This window comes from Streptomyces sp. NPDC043996, from assembly GCF_056435225.1.
Genome location: NZ_JBWKEY010000004.1, coordinates 177,255 through 197,862, shown reverse-complemented (window position 1 = coordinate 197,862; position 20,608 = coordinate 177,255). Strand labels below are relative to the sequence as shown.

At 68.5% G+C, this 20,608-nt stretch carries 23 protein-coding genes and 3 pseudogenes; 17 read left to right on the top strand and 9 right to left on the bottom strand.

Annotation, left to right across the window (positions count from 1 at the left end; genetic code table 11):
• The first annotated feature begins 13 nt into the window (after positions 1–13).
• The 3 genes from AC07A4_RS11775 (at position 14) to AC07A4_RS11765 (ending at position 2,727) form a co-directional block, all read left to right on the top strand.
• A complete protein-coding gene (locus tag AC07A4_RS11775; RefSeq protein ID WP_478596334.1) occupies positions 14–640 on the top strand; it encodes an LUD domain-containing protein in 627 nt (208 codons plus the stop codon).
• A gap of 154 nt (positions 641–794) precedes the next feature.
• Positions 795–1,592 (top strand): SDR family oxidoreductase, encoded by a 798-nt coding sequence (locus AC07A4_RS11770; protein WP_478597490.1) that lies wholly within the window; start codon positions 795–797, stop codon positions 1,590–1,592.
• A gap of 211 nt (positions 1,593–1,803) precedes the next feature.
• Positions 1,804–2,727: an endo-beta-N-acetylglucosaminidase H gene (locus AC07A4_RS11765; RefSeq protein WP_478596331.1), complete on the top strand. Its 924-nt coding sequence runs from the start codon at positions 1,804–1,806 to the stop codon at positions 2,725–2,727.
• Positions 2,728–2,843: 116 nt separating this feature from the next.
• Here AC07A4_RS11765 and AC07A4_RS11760 read toward each other — a convergent pair.
• Positions 2,844–2,999, bottom strand: a pseudogene (locus AC07A4_RS11760) (FAD-dependent monooxygenase); the annotation flags it as partial.
• A gap of 130 nt (positions 3,000–3,129) precedes the next feature.
• Between AC07A4_RS11760 and AC07A4_RS11755 the strand changes: the two are divergent.
• The 4 genes from AC07A4_RS11755 to AC07A4_RS11740 all read left to right on the top strand — a co-directional run bounded on the left by AC07A4_RS11755 (position 3,130) and on the right by AC07A4_RS11740 (position 6,258).
• Complete coding sequence (locus tag AC07A4_RS11755; protein WP_478596329.1) at positions 3,130–4,032, top strand: MBL fold metallo-hydrolase; 903 nt, start codon at positions 3,130–3,132, stop codon at positions 4,030–4,032.
• Positions 4,033–4,095: 63 nt separating this feature from the next.
• On the top strand, positions 4,096–4,761 hold the full coding sequence (locus AC07A4_RS11750) for a nitroreductase (RefSeq protein WP_478596326.1): 666 nt from the start codon (positions 4,096–4,098) through the stop codon (positions 4,759–4,761).
• A 303-nt stretch (positions 4,762–5,064) separates the two neighbouring features.
• On the top strand, positions 5,065–5,799 hold the full coding sequence (locus AC07A4_RS11745; RefSeq protein ID WP_478596325.1) for an SDR family oxidoreductase: 735 nt from the start codon (positions 5,065–5,067) through the stop codon (positions 5,797–5,799).
• Positions 5,800–6,027: 228 nt separating this feature from the next.
• The gene (locus AC07A4_RS11740; RefSeq protein WP_478596322.1) at positions 6,028–6,258 is read left to right on the top strand and encodes a hypothetical protein; all 231 of its coding nucleotides are present in this window, start codon (positions 6,028–6,030) and stop codon (positions 6,256–6,258) included.
• Here the strand turns inward: AC07A4_RS11740 and AC07A4_RS11735 are convergent.
• The 3 genes from AC07A4_RS11735 to AC07A4_RS11725 all read right to left on the bottom strand — a co-directional run bounded on the left by AC07A4_RS11735 (position 6,231) and on the right by AC07A4_RS11725 (position 8,977).
• Positions 6,231–7,091 (bottom strand): sigma factor-like helix-turn-helix DNA-binding protein, encoded by an 861-nt coding sequence (locus tag AC07A4_RS11735; protein WP_478596320.1) that lies wholly within the window; start codon positions 7,089–7,091, stop codon positions 6,231–6,233. The two genes, AC07A4_RS11740 and AC07A4_RS11735, sit on opposite strands and share 28 nt — an antisense overlap.
• Positions 7,092–7,446: 355 nt before the next feature.
• Positions 7,447–8,145 (bottom strand): GAF and ANTAR domain-containing protein, encoded by a 699-nt coding sequence (locus tag AC07A4_RS11730; protein WP_478596317.1) that lies wholly within the window; start codon positions 8,143–8,145, stop codon positions 7,447–7,449.
• An 82-nt stretch (positions 8,146–8,227) separates the two neighbouring features.
• Complete coding sequence (locus AC07A4_RS11725; RefSeq protein WP_478596315.1) at positions 8,228–8,977, bottom strand: GAF and ANTAR domain-containing protein; 750 nt, start codon at positions 8,975–8,977, stop codon at positions 8,228–8,230.
• 289 nt (positions 8,978–9,266) lie between these two features.
• Between AC07A4_RS11725 and AC07A4_RS11720 the strand changes: the two are divergent.
• From AC07A4_RS11720 to AC07A4_RS11710, 3 genes and pseudogenes are all read left to right on the top strand, one after another.
• Positions 9,267–9,475, top strand: a pseudogene (locus AC07A4_RS11720) (IS5/IS1182 family transposase); the annotation flags it as partial.
• 131 nt (positions 9,476–9,606) lie between these two features.
• Entirely contained in the window at positions 9,607–10,239 is a 633-nt protein-coding gene (locus tag AC07A4_RS11715) for a TetR/AcrR family transcriptional regulator (protein WP_478596312.1), read from the top strand.
• A complete protein-coding gene (locus AC07A4_RS11710; RefSeq protein WP_478596310.1) occupies positions 10,236–10,700 on the top strand; it encodes a Dabb family protein in 465 nt (154 codons plus the stop codon). Before AC07A4_RS11715 ends, AC07A4_RS11710 begins: the two co-directional genes overlap by 4 nt.
• A 212-nt stretch (positions 10,701–10,912) precedes the next feature.
• On the opposite strand, the gene AC07A4_RS11705 is transcribed toward AC07A4_RS11710, so the two are convergent.
• On the bottom strand, positions 10,913–11,404 hold the full coding sequence (locus AC07A4_RS11705) for a hypothetical protein (protein WP_478596307.1): 492 nt from the start codon (positions 11,402–11,404) through the stop codon (positions 10,913–10,915).
• Positions 11,405–11,448: 44 nt separating this feature from the next.
• Positions 11,449–11,871: a hypothetical protein gene (locus tag AC07A4_RS11700; RefSeq protein WP_478596305.1), complete on the bottom strand. Its 423-nt coding sequence runs from the start codon at positions 11,869–11,871 to the stop codon at positions 11,449–11,451.
• Between the two features lie 580 nt (positions 11,872–12,451).
• Between AC07A4_RS11700 and AC07A4_RS11695 the strand changes: the two genes are divergently transcribed.
• Together AC07A4_RS11695 and AC07A4_RS11690 are read left to right on the top strand one after the other, a co-directional pair.
• A complete protein-coding gene (locus tag AC07A4_RS11695) occupies positions 12,452–12,586 on the top strand; it encodes a hypothetical protein (protein WP_478596303.1) in 135 nt (44 codons plus the stop codon).
• Between the two features lie 172 nt (positions 12,587–12,758).
• Complete coding sequence (locus AC07A4_RS11690; protein ID WP_478596300.1) at positions 12,759–13,976, top strand: serine hydrolase domain-containing protein; 1,218 nt, start codon at positions 12,759–12,761, stop codon at positions 13,974–13,976.
• Positions 13,977–14,095: 119 nt separating this feature from the next.
• On the opposite strand, the gene AC07A4_RS11685 is transcribed toward AC07A4_RS11690, so the two are convergent.
• The 3 genes and pseudogenes from AC07A4_RS11685 to AC07A4_RS11675 form a co-directional block, all read right to left on the bottom strand.
• Positions 14,096–14,689, bottom strand: a complete 594-nt coding sequence (locus AC07A4_RS11685; RefSeq protein WP_478596298.1) for a YbhB/YbcL family Raf kinase inhibitor-like protein — start codon at positions 14,687–14,689, stop codon at positions 14,096–14,098.
• Between the two features lie 610 nt (positions 14,690–15,299).
• A pseudogene (locus AC07A4_RS11680) lies at positions 15,300–15,469 on the bottom strand (LLM class flavin-dependent oxidoreductase); the annotation flags it as partial.
• A 27-nt stretch (positions 15,470–15,496) separates the two neighbouring features.
• On the bottom strand, positions 15,497–16,366 hold the full coding sequence (locus AC07A4_RS11675; RefSeq protein WP_478596295.1) for a hypothetical protein: 870 nt from the start codon (positions 16,364–16,366) through the stop codon (positions 15,497–15,499).
• Positions 16,367–16,733: 367 nt separating this feature from the next.
• On the opposite strand from AC07A4_RS11675, the gene AC07A4_RS11670 reads away from it, so the two are divergent.
• The 5 genes from AC07A4_RS11670 (at position 16,734) to AC07A4_RS11650 (ending at position 20,464) form a co-directional block, all read left to right on the top strand.
• Complete coding sequence (locus tag AC07A4_RS11670) at positions 16,734–17,759, top strand: RDD family protein (protein WP_478596292.1); 1,026 nt, start codon at positions 16,734–16,736, stop codon at positions 17,757–17,759.
• Positions 17,756–18,217 (top strand): hypothetical protein, encoded by a 462-nt coding sequence (locus AC07A4_RS11665; protein ID WP_478596290.1) that lies wholly within the window; start codon positions 17,756–17,758, stop codon positions 18,215–18,217. The genes AC07A4_RS11670 and AC07A4_RS11665 overlap by 4 nt, the downstream gene beginning before the upstream one ends.
• 164 nt (positions 18,218–18,381) lie before the next feature.
• A complete protein-coding gene (locus AC07A4_RS11660; RefSeq protein WP_478596287.1) occupies positions 18,382–18,591 on the top strand; it encodes a hypothetical protein in 210 nt (69 codons plus the stop codon).
• Between the two features lie 198 nt (positions 18,592–18,789).
• Positions 18,790–19,428: a hypothetical protein gene (locus AC07A4_RS11655; protein WP_478596285.1), complete on the top strand. Its 639-nt coding sequence runs from the start codon at positions 18,790–18,792 to the stop codon at positions 19,426–19,428.
• Between the two features lie 289 nt (positions 19,429–19,717).
• Positions 19,718–20,464, top strand: coding sequence for a phosphotransferase family protein (locus AC07A4_RS11650; protein WP_478596282.1), 747 nt, complete (start codon positions 19,718–19,720; stop codon positions 20,462–20,464).
• The last annotated feature ends 144 nt before the right edge of the window (positions 20,465–20,608 follow it).

Genomic DNA, 20,608 nt, shown 5'->3' with positions numbered 1-20,608 from the left:
CAGGAAGCCCATCATGACCACCTTGTCGACGACGCCGTTCACCGACCCGGCGCCCGCGCGGCGACTGGAGCGGGCCGCCACGGCGCTCGCCGCCCGCGGTTTCACCGTGGAGATCCTCGACGGAGCCGCCGCCGCGCGGACCCGCGTCAAGGATCTGATACCGCAGGGCGCCAGCGTGCTCACCGGCGCCAGCGAGACCCTCCGCTTGTGCGGCATCGCCGACGACATCAACGACAGCGGGCGCTACGACGCCATCAAGCCACGCATCCTCGCCATGGACCGCGTCACCGAAGGCGACCAGATCCGGCGGCTGACGGCCAGCCCCGACATCATCGTGGGCAGCGTTCACGCGGTCACCGAAACAGGCTCCCTCGTGATCGCCTCGGGCAGCGGAACCCAGCTGCCCGGCAATGCCGGCGGCGCCGCCCACGCGATCTGGGTCGTCGGGGCGCAGAAGGTGGTCGCCGACCTGGACACCGCACTGCGGCGCGTCCACGACCACTGCCTGCCCTTGGAAAGCGCCCGCACCCAGGAAGCCTACGGGTGGCCCAGCGCGGTCAACCGGGTGCTCATCCTCAACGCGGAACACCTCCCTGAGCGCGGCACCGTCCTGCTGCTCCGCGAGGCGATCGGTTTCTGAACCCCGACGGCACCCCGGCGGCCGACTCGACATCAACCGCGTCGGCGTCCACGGACCTGCACGAAGGGCGCCCTGTCCCCGCCCATTCGCTGCGGTGCCGCGGGAAACCGATTGACGCTGGGGTGCCGTTCGTGAACCAATCCGGCCCGTGACGATGAACACCGATCATGACCGGCCTGCCCACGGGCAAGGCGCTTCGGCAGACCGTCCGCTCGCTCTGATCACCGGGGTGGGCCGCACCATCGGCATCGGCGCGGGCATCGCCCGTCAACTCGCCGCATCAGGCTGGGACATCGCCTTCACCTACTGGAGTCCCTACGACGACCGGATGAGCTGGGGCCGCGAGGCGGGCGCGGCCCAAGCGATCAGTCAATCCCTGTCCGAACGCGGTGCCTCCGTCCTCGCGATCGAGACGGATCTCGCCGACCCGGACGCCCCGGCACGCGTCTTCGACCAGGTCGAACAGCAGGCGCGCGGCGTCACCGCGCTGGTGATGAGCCACTGCGAGTCCGTCGACTCCGGGCTGCTCGACACCACCGTCGAGAGTTTCGACCGGCACTTCGCGGTCAACGCGCGCGCCACCTGGCTGCTCATCCGCGAGTTCGGACGCCGCTTCGCCGGGGAACGGGGAACCGGCCGGATCATTAGCCTCACCAGTGATCACACCGTCGGCAACCTTCCCTACGGGGCCAGCAAGGGAGCCCTGGACCGCATCACTCTGGCCGCCGCCCACGAGCTCGCCCACTTCGGCGTGACCGCCAACGCGATCAACCCCGGGCCGATCGACACCGGTTGGATGCCCGAAGACCTGCGGGAACACTGCGTCCGCAACACCCCGCTCGGCCGCCTCGGCACTCCACGGGACACCGCGCACCTCGTGGACTTCCTGTGCTCCAAGGAGGGTGAGTGGATCAACGGTCAGCTGCTGATGAGCAACGGCGGCCTCGCGTAGGCGCCCCAAGTCCGCGATGACGGGGCCGCGGGCGAGGTGAAGGGGCGGAGGCCGTCAGTGGGCCCTCCCTGTGGCGCGAGATGCGTGGGAATCGTGAAGAGATCACGTGCGATTCTTGGGATTCGGTCACAAGAGCGGAAAACTCAGAGGGCTCACTCGGCGCTTTCGAACAGGTCGGGCGCCGACCCATGCGATGGGAGACCGATCAACGATGTTCACTCTGGTACGGAGCAGAGCGCGGACGGCCGCACTCGCGCTCTCGGCAGTCGCGGCCCTCGCCTTCGGCGCGACCACCTCGACCGGCGCGGTGGCGGCGCCCGCTCCGGCTCCCGCGAAACAAGGACCGACCTCGGTGGCGTACGTCGAGGTGAACGACAACAGCATGCTGAACGTCGGCAAGTACACCCTCGCCAAGGGCGGCGCCAACGTCTTCGACGTCGCCGTGATCTTCGCGGCGAACATCAACTACGACACCAGCAAGAAGGCCGCGTACCTGCACTTCAACGAGAACGTGCAGCGCGTCCTCGACAACGCCGCCACCCAGATACGGCCGTTGCAGCAGAAGGGCATCAAGGTCGTCCTCTCGGTGCTCGGCAACCACCAGGGCGCGGGCTTCGCCAACTTCCCCAACCAGCGGGCGGCGTCGGCGTTCGCGAAGCAGCTGTCGGACACCGTCGCCAAGTACAACCTCGACGGCATCGACTTCGACGACGAGTACGCCGAGTACGGCAACAACGGCACCGGCCAGCCCAACGCCAGTTCGTTCGTGCACCTCGTGACCGCGCTGCGCGCGAACATGCCGAACAAGATCATCAGCCTCTACAACATCGGCCCGGCCGCCTCGCGCCTCTCCTACGGCGGCGTCAACATCTCGTCCAAGTTCGACTACGCCTGGAACCCGTACTACGGCACCTGGCAGGTCCCCGGCATCGCCCTGCCCAAGTCGAAGCTCTCACCGGCGGCCGTCGAGATCGGCCGCACCTCGCAGAGCACGGCCGCCAACCTCGCCCGCCGCACCGTCAGCGAGGGCTACGGCGTCTATTTGACGTACAACCTCAACGGCACCGACCGCAGCGCCGACGTCTCCGCGTTCACCAGGGAGCTGTACGGCAGTGACGCCGTCTACACGCCGTAACGCGACCATGCGCCCCGGCGTGCGGTGCTCCCTCGGGGCAGCCCGCATTCCGTAGGCCGCGACCACGCACGCCGCGCCTTTGACAACGATGTCGGAGGCGCGGTGTGCCCGGCCGGACTGGACGCGGCACTGCGCGGGAACAGGGACTCCGCATACGCGGCGAGCGCGGCCTCGGTGTCGTCCGGGTGCGCGGCGAGTGCCGTGCCGAGTTCGGCGCCGTCGTACATGGCGAGGTTGGCGCCTTCTCCGGCGAACGGGGACATCAGGTGCGCGAGGCGGAGACGAGAGGGCGGAGCGGCTGTCACAGACCGGGCCGCTGTCCGGTCATAGGGGAATGACCGGACGGCGTACCCCATGGCGCCGTCGGTGTCTTCGGTCGACGCCCTTCACGAGGAGAACACCATGAAGCTCGCACACCCGCACGCGCCGGTGCACGACGAACTGGTGCCGTCCCGCTACGCCTTGAACGTCGGCGACATCGGCGTGACGGTGATCAGCGACGGGACGATGCAGATCGACGCCGAGACGTTAGCCACCAACGCCGCCAAGGCCGATCTGTCCGCCTGGCTCGGCGAGAACTTCCTGCCGGAGATGCTCGTCTATCCCATCAACGTGGCCGTCGTACGCAGCGGTGGCCGGACCATCCTCATCGACTCCGGCCTTGGCACGGAGTTCCCGGGCTTCCCACGGGTCGGTCAGCTGGCCACGCGACTGGACGCGGCCGGGGTCGACCCCGCATCCGTGACCGACGTGGTGCTCACCCACTTGCACATGGACCACATCGGCGGGCTGCTCGTCGAAGGGCTGAGGGGCCGGTTGCGCACGGACGTGCGGGTCCACCTGGCCTCCGCCGAGGCCGAGTTCTGGGAGGCGCCCGACTTCTCCCGAACCGCCATGCCGGAAGCGGTACCGGCGGTGCTGCGTGCGACCGCCTTGAAGTTCCTGGAGCTGTACCGCGGCCAGTTGAGGCCGTTCGAGAAGGAGCAGGAGGTGGCGCCGGGAGTGACGATCATTCGCACCGGCGGTCACACCCCCGGTCACAGCGTCGTCCGCTTGGAGTCCGGCGGCGACCGGCTCACCTTCGCCGGCGATGCCGTGTTCCAGTGCGGGTTCGACAACCCCGGCTGGTTCAACGGCTTCGAGCACGACCCCGAGGACTCAGCCCGCGTCCGGGTCCGTCTTTTGACGGAGATGGCGGCGAGCGGAGAGCAATTGCTGGCGACTCATCTGCCGTTCCCCTCCGTCTGTCACGTGGCGGCCGCCGGCAACGCCTTCCGTTTCGTGCCGACCGTCTGGGACTACTGACCGACTCTGGCCCGTAGCCGACGTGCGACATGACATGTTGATCAGCTGGGAAGGCAGGAGATTTTGGACGTCTACGAGGCGGTCATGAGCCGACGGGCAGTGCGCGGATTTGCCGACCAGCCCATTCCGAACGAGGCACTGAAGCGCGTGCTGTCCGCTGCGGCTTGGGCGCCATCCGGATCGAACCTCCAGCCGTGGCACACCTACCTGCTGACTGGTGACCCGCTGGCAGAGCTGAAGAAGCGCGCAGGCGAGCGCCTCGCCGCGGGCGATCCCTGGGACGAGTCGGAGTACGAGATGTACCCGACCACACTGAAATCCCCGTACCACGAGCGCCGGTCCGACTTCGGCAAGGAACGCTACGGCTCACTCGGTATCTCGCGCGAGGACGTAGAAGCGCGCCAGAGGGCCGCCGCCGAGAACTGGGACTGTTTCGGCGCACCCGCCGCCCTGTTCTGCTACATCGACCGCAACTTGGGCCGACCCCAATGGTCCGACCTCGGCATGTATGTGCAGACCGTGATGCTGCTCCTGCGCGCCGAAGGGCTGCATAGTTGCGCACAGATGGCGTGGTCGAAGTTTCACCGTACCGTCGCCGAGATCCTGTCACCCCCGGACGAACTCATGCTCTTCTGCGGAATGTCGATCGGATTCGAGGACGTCACGGTAAGTCACCCTCGCACCGGCCGGGCGTCGCTCGACGAGACGGTCAGGTTCGTTGAGGTGTAGAAGTTGTCGCTCTCCCCGTCATGGTGAGCGCGGTTTCCCGGCCTGGGGGTTTTCGGGCAGGTATGCATCATCAAGCGGGGCCTCCTGTGCGGCACGGCAAGCTGACCGGTTCGTGCCACAACGCGCACACGTTCGAGGAGACGGCCACACTTGGCTGGAGGTCGCCCACACTCTCGCGAGACAGCGAGGCCCCGGTGACCGGTGAAAGGCTTGCTGGAGATTCCTCGTGTCACAACCCGCGGGGCTGGCCGGTCTTAGCTCTCAGACCCATTCCTCAGGAAGCTGGCAAGAAAGGGCGAAAAGATGAAGATCGCTGTCATCGGTGGGACCGGGCTGATCGGATCGCAGGTCGTCAAGATCCTTAACGCGAACGGGCATGAGGCAGTGCCGCAGTCCCCGTCCACCGGCCTGGACCTGCTCAGCGGGAAGGGCCTGGCGGAGGCGCTGACCGGGGCCGACGTCGTCGTCAACCTGACGAACTCGCCGACCTTCGACGAAGCCTCACCCGCGTTCTTCCAGCAGACCATGGACAACATGCTGACAACCGCTGAGGCTGCCGGCGTCGGCCACGCGGTCATCCTCTCGATCGTGGGCGCCGACCGGGTGCCGGATCTGGTCTACTACCGCGCCAAGGTGCTGCAGGAGAACATCCTCAAGGCCGGCCCCGTGCCGTACTCGATCGTCCGCGCCACGCAGTTCTTCGAGTTCGTCGACTCGGTGCTGGCCTGGACTTCTGACGAGCACACCGTCCGCCTGCCCGGCACGCTCGTCCAGCCCATGGCCTCGGCTGACGTCGCCCAGGCCGTGGCCGAGGTCAGCGTGGGTGCCCCGCTGCGGGGCACCCGTAACGTCGCCGGTCCCGAGGTCTTCAGGCTCGACGAACTGGGCAGGATCACTCTCGCCGCCCATGGCGACCAGCACACCGTCGTCACTGACGACACGGCCGGCATGTTCGCCGCCGCCCCGGGCGAGGCCCTCATCGCCGAGGACGGCGCCGTCATCGCCAAGACGGCCTATCAGGACTGGGTCGCGCGCTGACGCGACGGGCCCGCGCGGCAGATGTCGCGCGGGCCCGTCACTGGCACGTCGATGGTATGGCCAGTCGTGCGGTGTGGCCGGATTGAGCACGATCCACAGACTGATACCCCTGGCGCTGGCCTGTCCGACGCCGACCATCACGATGGCACGGCGTCCGCGGCGCACTGCCAGGCCGGTACGTCCGTTGACGGACGCGACGGTCGACTGACGGACGCGATGGTCGACTCGGTGCCCGGCCCACCCGGCAGGATCGCGGCCAAGTCGGCCGACGTCCTCGGCGCCGTGAACAGTACCCATCACGGCGGGCAGGACCCCGCCGCCGCACACGGCGACGACTTCAGCATCCAGAGCGGCCCGGCCCGCGACCGCGTCGCCTCGCGGGCCCGCATCGGCAAACCCGCGTGCGGCGTGCTCAAGCCGGTTGGGTGTCCTCAGCCCTTTCGCGCCCCGCGCCGGTGACCGGGTACCACGTCGGTTTGGGACGTCGACGACTCAGCCGGGTGGGACACCGTCGCGATCTTCTCGGGGTTGAGCATCCACAGCACCCGGTCGATGCCCTCGGCGGTGGCGCTGACCGTGAGCAGGCCGAACTCGGCGCCGTTGCGCAGTAGCACAGCGGACGTCTGCCCGTTCGTGCTCGCCCACCGCACGTCGAGGTTGTCCCAGAACCAGGTGGAGATCGCGTTCATGAACTGCGTCACCTGCGGCACGCCCACGATCGGCCGGCGGGCGACCCTCCGTCTGCCGTTGCCGTCGGACAGGCTGGCCACGTCCGCTGCGAAGAGCTGCTCCAGCGCGGTCATGTCGCCGGAGCGGGCAGCCGTGATGAAGGTGGCCAGCAGCTGCCGCTGTGCGGCGGCGGGCGCGGGCGTGCGCCGTTCGCCCGTCATGTGCTTGCGGGCCCGGCTGACCAGCTGACGCGCCGCGGGCTCCGTCGACTGGAGGACGTCGGCGATCTTCCCGTAGCTGTAGTCGAACGCCTCGCGCAGCACGTAGGCGGCTCTTTCGTGGGGTGTGAGCTTCTCCATCAACATCAGCGCCGCGAACTCCAGGGCCTCACCGCGCTCGGCGCCCAGGTACGGGTCCGCGCTCGTGTCGACGGGTTCGGGTAACCACGGCCCGACGTACGTCTCGCGCCGCACCCGCGCGGACTGGAGTGCGTTGATGGCCAGCCGGGTCGTCGTCGCCGCCAGGAACGCGCCCGGATTGAGCACCGTACTGCGGTCGCACATCTGCCACCGCAGCCAGACCTCCTGCACCAGGTCCTCGGCCTCAATGGCGCTGCTCAACATGCGGTACGCGATCCCGAACAGGCGCGGCCGCACGCTCGTGAAAACCGCCAGGGCCTGCCCGAGACCATCCGTCCCACCCGGCTCGAGATCCACACCGGAATCCGCCACACCCTGCCTCCGGTCAGATCGTGTCCCCACCGCCACTTCCCGTCTTCGCCCGAACAGGCGTGGAAGATTACTACCGCTGGTCGTCCACTGCCATCAACACGTCGATTGAGCGCGGCATTTCGGGCCGTATTCGGGCTCTACGGCCACGCATCACCTCGCCGACGCGCCTTGTCGAGCCGTCTTGGAGACGTGATGTGAGTGGGCTGGAGCTCCTTCTGCGCCTGAGAGCCGTCCCGCAATGGGTGTGTCAGGTTGGCGTGTTGTCCAGGCGGTATTGGTGGTGGATGACGTCGTGGGCGACGTCGAGTATGGGGCGGTCGTGGGTGTAGGCGTAGGCGCGTAGCCGGAGCAGGGCTTGGTCGAGGGGGATGTCGAGGAGGACGGTGAGGGCGCCGGTTGCCTGGTGGATGAGGGCGCGGTGCAGGGGCAGTGGGTCGTTGTGGCTGATGTCGTGGGTGCCGTCCGGGGTGAGGAGCATGGTGGTGGCGGCTTCGGCGAGGGCGTAGGCGGCGGAGACTTGGGGGCGGGTAGGGGGGCCGGGGGTGGCGCGGTGGCCGGTGAGGGCTCCGAGCCGGAGGACGCCCAGGTGCAGCGGCAGGGCGAGTACGGCGCGTGGGGGGTGGGTGCGGAGGGCGGGCAGCAGGGCGGGCCAGCGGTGTTCGGGTTCGGCGTGCAGGTCGGCTATGAGGACGGGTTCGCCGGTGCGGGCGGCATCCAGGGTGGGGCCTTCGCCGATGGTGTACTGCAGGTCTTCGAGGGTGGTGCTGGCGGAGTCGGCGGGGTCGTGCCAGATCAGTTCCAGTCCGCGGGGGTTGGTCAGGGAGATGGTCAGGGCGTCCAGGCCCAGGGCGGCCGCGCACTGCGCGGGTGGCAGGCCGGTGAGGCCCTTTCCGGCTGCCGAGGCGGCGGCCAGTAGGGATCGGATGTCGTGGACGTCTGCGGACACCTGGGGCCCCTTGGGGTGTGAGTGCGGTGGAGCGCCGACGGCGCGGGCCGTGCCGGGGCTGATCGCAGCGCGTCAGTCGGGGTTAGGGGGGTGGGGCGGATTCGGACCACAGATCGGTGTGTGCGGTGCCCTCGACGACGTGCTGGCACACCCCGGTGAGTGATGTCCGGTGGGCGCGGGCGTAGGCCCGTAGCCGTTGGAAGGCGGCATCCGGCGAGATGCCAAGGCGTACCCCGAGAGCTCCTTTGGCCTGCTCGATAGTGATCCGGCTGTTGAGCGCGGTCTGCAGCTGGCCCACCCGCTGGGCCTGGTCGTGCGACAGGCGCTGGTGCAGGATGCCGATGGTCGCCGCGTCCGTCAGTGCCTGGCCCAGGCGCAGGTCGGCTGCCTGCAGGGCCCGGGGCCGGGTATGGAAGAGGTTCACTGCCCCGATGGTTTCCTCGCGCAGGCGCAGTGGGAGCGCGGCCACGGTGGCGAAGCCGCCTGCGCGCGCTGCTTTGGTGAAACGCGGCCAGCGGGCGGCGACCGCGGCCTCGGCCAGGTCCACCGGACCGATGCGCCTGTGCTGCTCGCAGCTGTCCCGGCATGGGCCCTCGTCGCACTCGACCTGTGTCTCTTCCAGTTGGTGGGCGGCGTGAGTGGAGGCCGTCACGCCCACCAGCCGCCCCTGGGCATCGACCATGATCACACCGGCGGCCGTCACGTCCAGCAGGGCGGTCAGGTGATCGGTCAGCACGTGTAGGAAGTCGATCAGATGGAAGCCGTCGACCAGGGTGTCCGCCAACTCCAGAAAGGCCCGCGCGAGCCGCTCGTCCCGCTCTGCCTGCGCCACGCGCCCACCTCCTCCTCTGCCTCCCCGGACGCCCCGCAGAGAGCGACCCGGGCGTGCGGTCGCTGTCGGGACAATGTCCCACCGCACGCCACGCCGCGGAAGCGATACCGCCACATTCCCGGCCACCGGTCCCCGTTGCCGGCGCGGAGGGCGGGCCGCCCGGTGGGGTGCGATCACCGCGCCGTGAACTGGTGTGATCGCCGCAGCGCAACCGTCCTGGACGGGCCTGTTCAGCGGACTGAGCCCCCGCCGTTTCGACAAGCTGGTCGCCGCGGTACCGCCGCTCGCCGGGCAGGCCGAACTCCCCACCTGCAAAGCAGCCGACAACCGCTCACATCGCGAGATCCACGCTCGGGTCGAGCACACCTTCGCCCGGATGAAGGACTCGCCCGGACGAAGGACTGGAAGGTCCTCCGTGACTGCCGCCTCAGGGGCGACGGTGTTCATCGCGCGGTACTGGGCATCGCACGCCATCACAACCTCGCCCTCGCCGGATAGCCCGTGCTCTCGACTCGTCACGGCCAGCCAGTCGACCATTGAGTCCTGAACTCGGCTTGCTGGCTTGACAGGTTGAGGCACACGCGGAATGCTAACGGCGTTAGATTATCTAACGTCGTTAGGGGTTTGTGGTGGGGAAGCGGGAAGAGGTACGTCAGCGGACGTTCGCCGAGATCCTGGAGGCAGCGGGCCGGATGGCCGAGGCGGAGGGCTGGCAGGCGGTGACCATCCGGCGGATCGCCGCCGAGATCGGCTACAGCGCGCCGGTGATCTACCAGCACTTCCCGAGTAAAGAGGCCGTGCTGCACACGCTGCTGCAGCGGGTCAACGGTGAGTTGGCGCAGCGGATGCGAGCCGCGGTAGCCGGTGAACCGGCGTCACGGGGGCCGCACCTGGCGGCGGTCGAGTACCTGGAGTTCGCCCGGTCGCGGCCCGGCCTGTACCAGCTCATGTCGGGCGCACCCGGCACGGACGTCGATGCCTCAGCCCGCCGCGCCGCGGCCCATGACGTGATCGCCTTCACCAGGCAGCTCATCGGCGCGTGGGCGGCCGAGACCGCAGCCGAGTCCCTCAGTGTCGAGGACGCCTGCGACCTGCTGTGGGGCACGCTGCACGGCCTCGCGTGCATCGGATCCATCGAGGACATCGGCTTCGACCGCGCCCTGCACCTCGCCGACCAGGCGGTGACGGCGCTGCTCGGCTACTGGTCAGCCCCGACCGCGAACCCCGAAGGTCGCCCGCAGGCCATCAAGGGAGAGAAATGATCTATCACCACAACCGCTTCACCTTCAAGACGACCGTCACCGCCCGACAGCGTGAGGAGGCCCTTGCCAGCCTGCGCAACCAGGGCGAGTCGATCGACGCGGTCATACGGTATGTCGTCGGCGCGGACATCGGCGGAGAGTTCCAGTACGGCGCCGTCTTCGTCCTCGAGGACCTCGACGGGTACTGGGAGTATCTGATGGCGCCCTCACACGCCCACACCGACCGGATCGGCCTGCCGCTGCTGGAGTCCTTCGTGTCCTACGACACCACCGACAGCGACGACCCGGACATCGCCCAGAAGATCGCCGATCTCCACGCGCGACGCTACGCGGGCAACCCGGCCCTCACCAAGCTGGTGGCCGACCTCCCCTCCTACACCGGCAGCAGCGCGCCGACCCCCACCAATCCCGGCAGCGCTCACGAGCCCTCCGAGGGTCCGAAACCCCGTCCACGGCTCTGACTGACGAGTCCGGGCACCGATCCACCGAATCGCCGGAACGCTCGACAAGACGCTTCCTGAGCTGTTCGCGCCTGACTATGACCAGCAGTTGGAGGCCGCTCGTCAGCGGCTTCGGCCGGAGGGCTGATCGAGGGGTCTGGACTCACCCTGCACTGGGGCTCCGGCGGTACCGAAGGCGCCGTGAACCGCACCATTCTGCGGAATGAGCGATGTCAAGCCGTGTGCTTGTGCATCACGTCGAGGTAGTGCCGATCACGGTGCGGCACATGGTTGTCCCGGCCGGGCAGACTGAAGACAGCGCAGACCTCGGCGGGCCCGGTGAGGATGCTCGACTGCTCGCCGAAGGTGAGGGCGGGGTTGACCTCGTGGTGGCAGCCTGCGGTGTCGAGGGCCGTGATCAGTTCCTCGCGGAGAACGGTCGCCTCGAGCGACTCGGAATCAGGCAGGACGAGTGGTGGGAGACTCGTCGTTGATCCGGGCCAGAGGTTGATCCAGATGCCGCTGACGGCCTTCTGGGTGACGACCAGTCGAAGGCCTCCCCACGCATAGGGATAGCCGTCGATGTCGGGACCTTTCATGAGGATGGCGGGGTGCGGGCGCCCTTGACCGAGGAGATCCTCGGCCTCGGTCAGGGGCATGCCGCAGTGAAGCGGGCCGATCCGGCCGGTTCGGGCGAAGTCGACGAGCACGTTCATCAAGGTCACGGCAGTGACTGTGACACTCTCCCGGGCCTGTGCGCACTCCGATATCAGCGCGACGCGGAGCCTGCCCCGCCCTGTCGGACGTTGACGAGCGGCAGGAGGCGGGTCGTCGCTGGCACGTCCAGTTCGTGTGGTGTCGGGCCAGCCGGAGTGGGCGTGTCGGCGAGGCGGTCAGGCAGCCGGTCCAGGGCCGCCTGGCCGTCCTCGACAGCTGCCTGCTCGTCGTCGGTCAGCGGGATAGACACGGCCATCGTCCTCAAGTTGCTTTTGGTGTCCAGGAGGTGGGCCTTCATGGAGTCCTTCGGCGTGTAGAAGTCGCAGCGTGCGCAAGCCATGTGGTGCTGGCACTGCTCGAGGAAGGTGTAGCTGCAGTAGCCGTGTCCGAGGTCGTAGTGCTGCCAGGGTTCGTCGGCCGCGGCGGCGCCGGAGGCGACGGCGTCACGGTCGACCAGGACCTCGATGGTGCGCACGTTGCGCGCGAAGTAGCCGGCTTCGGAGTGGGCGTTGGGCAGGGTGTTGGGCGTGATCTTCGCGTCGTACTGGGTGGATTGCGGATCGCGGATTGCGGATCGCGGATTGCGGATTGCGGATTGCGGACTGCGGACTGCGGTGTCCGAGCCAGGCCTGCAGCTCGAACAGGGGTCATCGGTTCTTTGGCGTTATAGAGCTGGCTGGCGATGGTGGACCGGGCGAGGTGGCTGGTGATGTTGCCGCGGATGTCGGCGGCCGGGACTCCGGCCTTGCGGCAGAGCATGGGGATGATCGTGTTGTTGATGTAGCTGGTGGAGACGCGGCGGGCCCGGACGGCGAACAGCAGGTCGACGAGCTCGCCGGAGCGGCGGTCGGTCCAAGGTGTGGCCACGGCTCGATGGGGGTGCCTGAATGGTGCCTGCGGCAGCTGGGAGAGGAACAAAGCAGCGTTGTACGGCGCCCGCCCCGGCATCGACGTCCGACCCGCCCAACGCCCGCTGGGCGCGCGGGGGTTTGGGGGTTGGGGGGGGCGCCATCATCCCCAGACGCCGGACGATCGAGCGCAGTATCAGCTGGCTCATGCACACCGGAGACCAGCCCGCGACCACCAAACCCACCCCCCACCGGTCCGAAGCCGGCATCCACCTCACGATGATCGACCTCATGGCCCACCGCCACCGCCACCGCCTCGGCGGCGAAGCCAGCCCGAACTGAAGCAATCTGACCTGGGCTCAGACACACTCCATAGGGCGAAACGCCCAGTCACAGGCTGGGAGATACAGCACAAGCTAAGGGCTGGCCCTGAGGCATCCCCTGAGGTGTCCCCTGAGTCGCTTCAGGGCCATCCCCGATGCCGGGGCAGCCGGTCTGGTGGTGAGCTTGATCCATGAGTCGACACTCGCAGTTCTCGCCATCTCCACGCGTCCTGGGTGCCCTTGGCGCCGCGGTGGGACTGCTTGGCCTCGCGGCGGCTCCTCCGTCCCTCGCCGACGAGCGCCATCCGCCCCCGCGCCAGCACGTCCGGCTCCAGGCTGCCCTCGACCGGATCGTCGAGGAAGGCACACCGGGCGTCGTGGCCCAGGTCAGAGACGCTCACGGCGTGTGGAGCGGCCGGGCGGGCGTGGGCGACCTCGACGACGGGCGGCCGCGGAGTGTCCACGACAAGTTCCGCGTCGCCAGCGTGACCAAGCCGTTCACCGCCGCCGTCCTGCTCCGCCTCGAAGCGCGGGGGCGGCTCTCACTCGACGACAGCGTCGAGCGATGGCTGCCAGAAGTGGTGCGCGGCAAGGGCTACCGCCCGCGGCACATCACCGTCCGGCACCTGCTCAACCACACGAGCGGCATCTTCGACTACAACATGGACGACGCCTTCCGCGCCCGGTACGCGGGCGACGCGTTCGACAAGAACCGCTACCGCAAGTGCACCCCCGAGCAGTTGGTGGACATCGCGCTCGCCCACCGTCCGAACTTCCAGCCGGAGCAGGGCAGCAGGCCCGGCAAGCCCGGTAGGTGGGATTACTCGGACACCAACTACATCCTCGCCGGAATGATCATTGAGAAGGCCTCGGGCGTCTCGTACAAGAAGGCGGTCGAGCGGCTGGTGATCGAGCCGCTCGGCCTGCGCGACACCAGCGTGCCCGACACCTCACCCCGGCTGCCCGGCCCGAACGCGAAGCACTACTCCACGCTGTTCGAGGAGGGGCCGGGTGCGAGGGTGCGCGATGTCACTGAGTTCAGCCCCACGGTGGCGTTCTCGGCAGGGCAGCTGATATCGACCGTCCGTGACGTCAACACCTTCATGGCTGAGCTGCTGGGCGGCGAACTGCTCCCCGCCGCCCAGCGCCGGGAGTTGCTCGACGCCGTGCCCGTCGACGGCGACAAGGGGCACGGCGGCCCGGAGGACGTCTACGGCCTCGGTCTCCGCCACTTCAAGCTCGCGCCGGGCTGCTGGGCCTGGGGCCACGGCGGCATGATCCCGGGCTCGGCCACCCGGACGGTGGTGTCGGACGACGGACGGCACGCGCTGACCATGAACAGGAACGGCGACTGGGGTGAGCAGGAACTGGAGGACTCGGCGGTGCGCACGGAGTTCTGCGACGGCTGACAGGGCCCGGTTGCGGCAGGCTCCGCAGCGATCAGGGACCCCGTGGGGTGTGCTTCATCCCAGGTCGCGTTGGGCGCCAGTTCGGGGTGGCTTCGCTGGTGAGGCGGCGGTCGGTGGCGCTATGACTCGCCGGTGATCCTGGCCGAGCCGAGCGTCGCCGCGGCGATGGCTCTGGCGGCGGTCTGGGTCGACGAGCTGGAGTTCAGGTTGGTCAGCGATGCCTGGTTGAGCGCGTGGACGACGAACTCGTAGGTGTTCACCGTCGAGGGCGAGCACGGTCCCTGATAGCCGTAGAGGCTCGCGCTGCCACGGTAGTAGACCTGCCTGGCTCCCGCCGGGGTCGAGGGCCGGTATGCATGGTCGACGTTCTGGGGGAGCGAGGTCGTGCTCGCTGGAATGTCGTAGATGACCCAGTGGATGAGGTTGGAGTTGTCAAGGTCCCGCATGACGATCGCGTAGCTCTTGGCGGTGGTCGGAGCGCCGGACCAGGTCAAGGGAGGGGATTCGTTGCGCTTGGCGGGGTCGCTTCCTCCTCCGCTGGTGCACTCGTGGACCTTGGGGATGGTGCCGCCGTTAGCGAATGCGGGGCTGGACAGGGCGAACGCGCTGCGGGGTGCCGACGGCGCCGACGAGGTCGACGATGCGGTGGTCGGCGAGAGGACGGCGGCCCCGGTGATGAGCAGAGCGCATAGCGCGATTCTTGCACTTCTCACTGGAGGCTCCCGAGGTACTTGTGGTCACTTGAGGCGTCAGTGGTGCGAAAGTGGCATTCGTGCGCTGGAACCAGCCTATGCGCCCTGTGTTCTGACGTCATGTCACTTACCGAGCCGATCGATGTACTTTTCTCGCTTTCGGCTGCGTCGTCTGGTGCGGGACTGTCGATTCGACGGACCTGGCGCGCATGCGGCCGCGACGGACAAGGGCTACCCCGCAATGGGGTCCCGTCGGGTGGAGGTGCCGATGTGATCGTCCGGCTCCTGGGTGGCCCGCTCGCCGGACACGTGCGGGAGACCGCATACGCCTCGTGGGCCGGAGGCTGGCTCATGGCCGGTGACGCCGACTGGGGTTGGTTGGTACGCGCCGGTGCACCGCGACCCGGTGAGCGGCGTCGTCCTGGTGGAGACCCGGGCAGCTGCCCCACACCGCCGATAGCAGTCGGGGTGCTGCAGGAGGTGACAAGCGCTGCGTGGCGTCAAACTCTGACGTTGAAGCGGCCGGACGTGTCCGGGATGAAGCCGAACATGTCCGGGATGAAGTGGAGGCGCAGCTTCTTGACGACCTCGGGCCGTTTCCAGGACCAGGAAATGATGTGCGTCGCCGCGGGTCCTGCAGTTTGGCGGTGAAGTCCTCCAGCGCGGCCGCGGTGGTCGGCGGCATGCCCAGGGTGCGCCGGGCGGTGTTGCCGGTGTCGAACCCGCAGATGATCGCCCCGGTGCCAGGGCGTTGAGGCTGGCGAGCCCGCTCGCGGCGGCGGGAGCCGCGGAACTCCCAGGGCGTCGGCGTGCCCCCTGCCATCCAGCCTAGGGCAGTGGCGTCTGGCGGACGAAGGACATGCCGTACCGGCCACCCTGCCAGATGTCCGCGCCGCTCACGTACATGGGGTTCCAGGAGTGCCAGTACAGGGACTCGATGTTCTTCGGTTCGAGGCCGGGGCGAACCGGTTTCATCGTGGCCCCGGCGAGCGGGTTGCGCTGGCGGTTCATGCTCCAGCTGCCGAAGTCCACGCCCAGGAACGTGGCCGTGTAGGCACTTTCGCGGTCCAAGTCGGTCAACGTGAACTGGGTCTGGGACGTGCCGCCGACCATGTACTTCAAGACTTCCAGTTTCGCCCGTCGGCCGTCGATGTTGCCCGCGTACACAGCGTGGCCGTTGGGCGGCGAGTACCAGTCCCCGTGGCCCCGGAACGGTCGGCCCGCTGCGAAGGGCGGCGCGACGGTGGAGCGGGTGAAGGACATGGGGAAACCCGCACCGTTCCAGCTGCTCGTGCCGGAGAGGTAGTCAGTGCTCCACGTGTGTAGGAGCAGGCTCTGCCAGGTGATTGCGCTGGGGCCGCTGAGCGTGAGGTGGTGGATTTCGTGCGCGCCCACGGGGATGTTCTGGACTTCCCCCGAGTACGTCTCGTTCCGTTCTAGCTCGGTGAACTTGAGGAAGAGCGTGTAGTAGCCGCTGGGTGACTGTTGCTGTGCCACGACCTCCAGCTTGGCGTGCCGGCCGTCGTACGACCCCAGCCAGGTGCCGTGAAACGCCCGTGCGTCGCGGGTACGGAGCGTGCCCGCGACCGCGGCGGGAGCGAACGCCCCACCGGCGGCCGACACCGTGCCGACGGCGAGCGCGGCCCCGGCGGCTCCCTTGAGTGCCGTACGACGTGATACCGGCTGGCGTGCGGTCATGAACACCTCCCCTGTCGGCAGGCCCCCATCATGACGGTGCCGACGCGCACACGGCGCCCCTCAAATGCGCCACCTGTGACGCGCGCTTGTGGCGAGGTTGAAGGGGATGAAGTCACACAGATGAGGTCACACAAGGGTTCCCAGATGTGCCGAGCCCGCCCTGGGATGGTCCTGGAATCTGCCCTTCCGCGACCGCGACCCGCCAGTTGGCATGTTCAGTCATGTTCACTCATTGGGGTGAGTCGTTCTACGGGGACGTCGTCCACCAACCGTGCCCTGGCATCGTGAGCCTCTGGTGTTCGCACACGTAGTCACGCATGAGCAGGCTAGGGACCGAGGACGGGCGCGCTACCGGGGGAGGGGGCCTATGTCCGATCGAGGGACACCGGACACCTCGGCGGGTGAACCTCGCCCGTCCGGCTTCTACCCTGACCCGAGCATCCCCGGGTACGTCCGGTACTGGAACGGTCACGCGTGGGTGCCGGGTACGAGTCGGCCACCGCGGCAGGACGGTGAGGTGCTCGCCCCGCCGCAGCGGTCCGGGGCCGCGTTTGTCCCGCCTATGTTCCCGTGGACCCCACCCTCCCAGGACGTCTTCAGGGCTACGACGACTGTGCGGCCAGCGCCCCTCGCGCGGCGGCTCGCGGCGCGAGCGGTGGACACGGTACTCAAAGCCATGGTGGTCATGGGATCCACCGCAGTGTTGTGGCTGGACGCGTTCGACCACGTGAGGCAGCAGATCGAGGATGCTGAAGCGTCCGGGCAGAGCACCACGGTGTGGCTGATCGACCAGACCACCGGCGTGCTGCTAGGGCAGATCGCCGCGGTCGCACTGATCGTCGGAGCGCTCTACGAAGTGCTGTCCACGGCCACGTGGGGTCGGACGATCGGCAAGTGTCTCTTCGGGATCAGGGTCGTCGACGTCGAGACGGGGCAAACTCCCGGCATTGGCCGGGCGGCCCGTCGTTATCTGACGAGGCTGGCCTTGAACATGATGATCGTCGGCCTCTTGGTGGGGTCGTTGTGGCCCATCGTCGACCGCCCCTGGCGGCAGGGCTGGCACGACAAGGCTGCCCGCACGTTCGTGCTCGTGACCGACCGCCCGGGCTACCGGCCGCAGCCACTGAGGAGCCGCGGCCGGAGACTGACCGGCACCCTCACGCGGTGGTTGCGCCGCCCAGCCGCCCAGCGACTGGAGAAGAGCCGGACGGAGACCACAGCCGAGCAGCGGCTCGATCTGGTGGGGCTGACCGACCGACCGGAAACCGCGACGGCTGTCGGCTCGATCGAAACCACGCTAGAACGAGTGTTCCAGACCTTGGGGCCACCCCCTGAAGGCCTGTGCCAAGACAAGGAACCCCTAGTCCACGGTGGTGGAGGGAACACACAGTGAGCCAGCAGCCGCCACCTGCCGCCGGACGATCGACCGGGCTCGAAATCGTCCTCCAGTGGGCCCAACTCCCACCGGAGCACCTGGAGATCGCCCTGAAGGCGATCGAACCGGAGCTTGCCAGGGAACACGAATGGCGCATGGAGCAGGCCAGGCTTGAGGCGCTCGACACCAAGGACCGCCGAGCCCATGCGCTCTATCTCGGCGGCTTGGCCGCTGGCTTCATCCTCGCGGGCGGAATGCTGGCGGGAGCGGTCTTCGTCGGCATGAACGGCTCTCCATGGCTGGCCGCGCTGCTCTCCGGACCCAGTCTGATTTCGCTCGCGGGGCTCTTTTTGTTGCGGCGCATCGACCCTGCCCACGCTCGCGAAGCGGGTCGCGCACAGCGCGCCGCCCTGACAGGCCTGATGGCACAGCAGCCAGCCCCGGTTGATCCGGCGGCGCAGATCCCGCAGCCATAGAGCTACGCATCTGCCCGGGGTGAAATCACCGTGTGGTCAGTACCGCCTTGGCTCGCCACCTCTATGCGGTGCTCCGGCAGCGGACCAAGCAATCTGCCCTGCGACGAGCATGTCGTCAGATGGATGAGTGTCGCGACGTGCCTCATCGGCCGCAGGGGGAAAGCGTGTTGAAGCACGAGGTGCGGTTCAATCCGCTGCAGGTCATGTGTCAAACGGCCGATGGGCGCGTGTTCGCCAGCGAGGTCGTCTCGTCCTGGATCAACCCGGCCGTCGCGGTCTCTGTTGCGGGCACGGTCGTGTTCACGGCAGGTGCTGTTGCGCGGGCGAACCGGCGAGCGTCGATCCGCACGGCGCGCGGTCTGAGTAGCCGCTGAGCAGGCGGGCCCCGCGATCAGGCGGTGAGGTCGTAGTCTGCTGGTGGGCCACCGTTACAGATGCTGGTGCTCCCGGAGACGGCCGTCGTGCAGGTGATGACCCGCACACGACCCGCCTGACGGTCGAGAGTGCCCAGTCGGTGGGGGCGGCCGAGCACTGCTGCGCTGCTTTGGATCAAGCCCCGATACTCTGCCTGGATGGACGGTGCGGATGAGGTACGGGGTGGTCCCGACTGGCGGGTGCTCGTCGTCGGGGGCGCGTCAGGGATGGGGAAGACCGGTGTCAGCCGGGCATTGGCGCGGCGGTACGGCGTCCCGGTCGTGGAGGTTGACGACATCGTGGAGGCCCTCCTGGCGGTGACACGGCCCGAGCACCTGCCGGAGGTCCACTTCTGGCGCATTCATCCGGAGGCCGCTGGCCAGTCACCCGAGTCGGTGGTCAAGCAGCAGATCGTGATCGCTGAGGCGCTGGTGCCGGCGGTGGAGGCGGTCGTGGCCAACCATGTGGACACCGACACCCCGGTGATCCTGGAAGGGGACTACGTCCTGCCCGTACCGGTGAGGCCCGATGGCCCGGTCCGTGCCGTCTTCCTCCACGAGGACGACGAGGCACAGGTGACAGCCAACTACCTGCGCCGGGAACCGGAGGCCGGACCGCAGCAGCACCGCGCACGCGTCAGCGTGCTCTACGGGCGGTGGCTCGCCGCGCAGGCGCGGGCGGTTGGCGTGCCGGTCGTCGCTCCGCGTCCGTGGGACGACCTGGTCGATCGTGTCGCCGAGGCGGTAGCGGCCACGGGCACGGGCACGGGGCGCCATGGTCTCCCGCTGGCTGACTGAGGCGGGATACGAGATACGGGATATGGGCTTCTGCCGTCGCTGACGCAGGGGGCCGACCGGTTCCTCGTACACACGGAGTGCACCCGCGATGACGAGGTCCGCCGCCGTTCCCTGCTCGGCTCGCGCGAGCCCCTGGCTCTGTGACTCCTGACAAAAGTGGTGGGCTTGGACCTGGTGCGAGGTCGGTGTCGTGGACGAGGCCGCGTGGTAGGCGGGACCCGGTCGGCCGCGTAACCGCACGTGAGAAACCTGGCGACGTCGGCGATCATCCCCGGGATACTGGTCGCCCATGGATGAGGTGAAAGTCGTCGTCGCTCATTCCGAGCGCGCGACCCTGCGCGTCGGCGATGTGTTTCTGAAGGTGGATGCCGATCAGGCGCGCGTCGACGCCGAGGTCGAGGCGATGTCCCTCGCGCCAGTGCCAACCCCGGAGATCCTGTGGCGCAAGCCACCCGTGCTCGCGATCGCCGCACTCCCAGGGACGACGCTTGGACGCCTCGGCGGGCCGTCGACCGGATCGCCGACGGCATGGGCCGCGGCGGGCGCCGCCATTCGGAAGCTGCACGACGCGCCGCTGCCGCCCCGCCCCGGCCGGGCTGGCCGGAGCGTCGTCGCGCTGGCGGCGGAACTCGACGACGAGTGCGAGTTGCTCGTGGCGAACGGCGTGCTGCCGCCCGACCTGGTCACCCGCAACCGCCAGGTCGCCGAGGCCGCGCTGCGGCCGTGGACGGCGGCGTTCACGCATGGCGACCTGCAGATCGCGCACGTCTTCGTCGACGGCGACGAGGTCACGGGCATCATCGACTGGTCCGAGGCGGGCCAGGGCGATGCCCTGTACGACCTCGCCACCTTCACGCTCGGACACGAGGGGCACCTTGACGACGTCATCGCCGGGTACGGCACTGACATCGACCTCGATGTGATCCACGCATGGTGGTCGTTGCGCAGCCTGCTGGCGGTTCGCTGGCTGGTCGAGCACGGCTTCGACCCGTTCGCGCCGGGCTGTGAGGTCGACGTGCTGAGGGCCCGCATGTGAGGCCACGCGGGCCCGGTAGTGCCGCGTATACGTTCTGACGCATCGAGACGGTCCACGCCCGAGGTGTACGTCGTGCCCTCACCTCCGACGCAGTACGGTGCGCAGTCGTCACCAGCAAACGACGGCGCGGCCGAGGGCGACGGA

What these genes read in the sequence shown, in the direction of transcription:
- AC07A4_RS11650 (WP_478596282.1), top strand. Translation starts at nt 19,718, where the DNA reads ATGGATGAGGTGAAAGTCGTCGTCGCTCATTCCGAGCGCGCGACCCTG.
- AC07A4_RS11655 (WP_478596285.1), top strand. Translation starts at nt 18,790, where the DNA reads ATGGACGGTGCGGATGAGGTACGGGGTGGTCCCGACTGGCGGGTGCTC.
- AC07A4_RS11735 (WP_478596320.1), bottom strand. Translation starts at nt 7,091, where the DNA reads ATGTTGAGCAGCGCCATTGAGGCCGAGGACCTGGTGCAGGAGGTCTGG.
- AC07A4_RS11775 (WP_478596334.1), top strand. Translation starts at nt 14, where the DNA reads ATGACCACCTTGTCGACGACGCCGTTCACCGACCCGGCGCCCGCGCGG.
- AC07A4_RS11690 (WP_478596300.1), top strand. Translation starts at nt 12,759, where the DNA reads ATGAGTCGACACTCGCAGTTCTCGCCATCTCCACGCGTCCTGGGTGCC.
- AC07A4_RS11710 (WP_478596310.1), top strand. Translation starts at nt 10,236, where the DNA reads ATGATCTATCACCACAACCGCTTCACCTTCAAGACGACCGTCACCGCC.
- AC07A4_RS11770 (WP_478597490.1), top strand. Translation starts at nt 795, where the DNA reads ATGAACACCGATCATGACCGGCCTGCCCACGGGCAAGGCGCTTCGGCA.
- AC07A4_RS11695 (WP_478596303.1), top strand. Translation starts at nt 12,452, where the DNA reads ATGCACACCGGAGACCAGCCCGCGACCACCAAACCCACCCCCCACCGG.
- AC07A4_RS11675 (WP_478596295.1), bottom strand. Translation starts at nt 16,366, where the DNA reads ATGACCGCACGCCAGCCGGTATCACGTCGTACGGCACTCAAGGGAGCC.
- AC07A4_RS11670 (WP_478596292.1), top strand. Translation starts at nt 16,734, where the DNA reads ATGTCCGATCGAGGGACACCGGACACCTCGGCGGGTGAACCTCGCCCG.
- AC07A4_RS11745 (WP_478596325.1), top strand. Translation starts at nt 5,065, where the DNA reads ATGAAGATCGCTGTCATCGGTGGGACCGGGCTGATCGGATCGCAGGTC.
- AC07A4_RS11755 (WP_478596329.1), top strand. Translation starts at nt 3,130, where the DNA reads ATGAAGCTCGCACACCCGCACGCGCCGGTGCACGACGAACTGGTGCCG.
- AC07A4_RS11765 (WP_478596331.1), top strand. Translation starts at nt 1,804, where the DNA reads ATGTTCACTCTGGTACGGAGCAGAGCGCGGACGGCCGCACTCGCGCTC.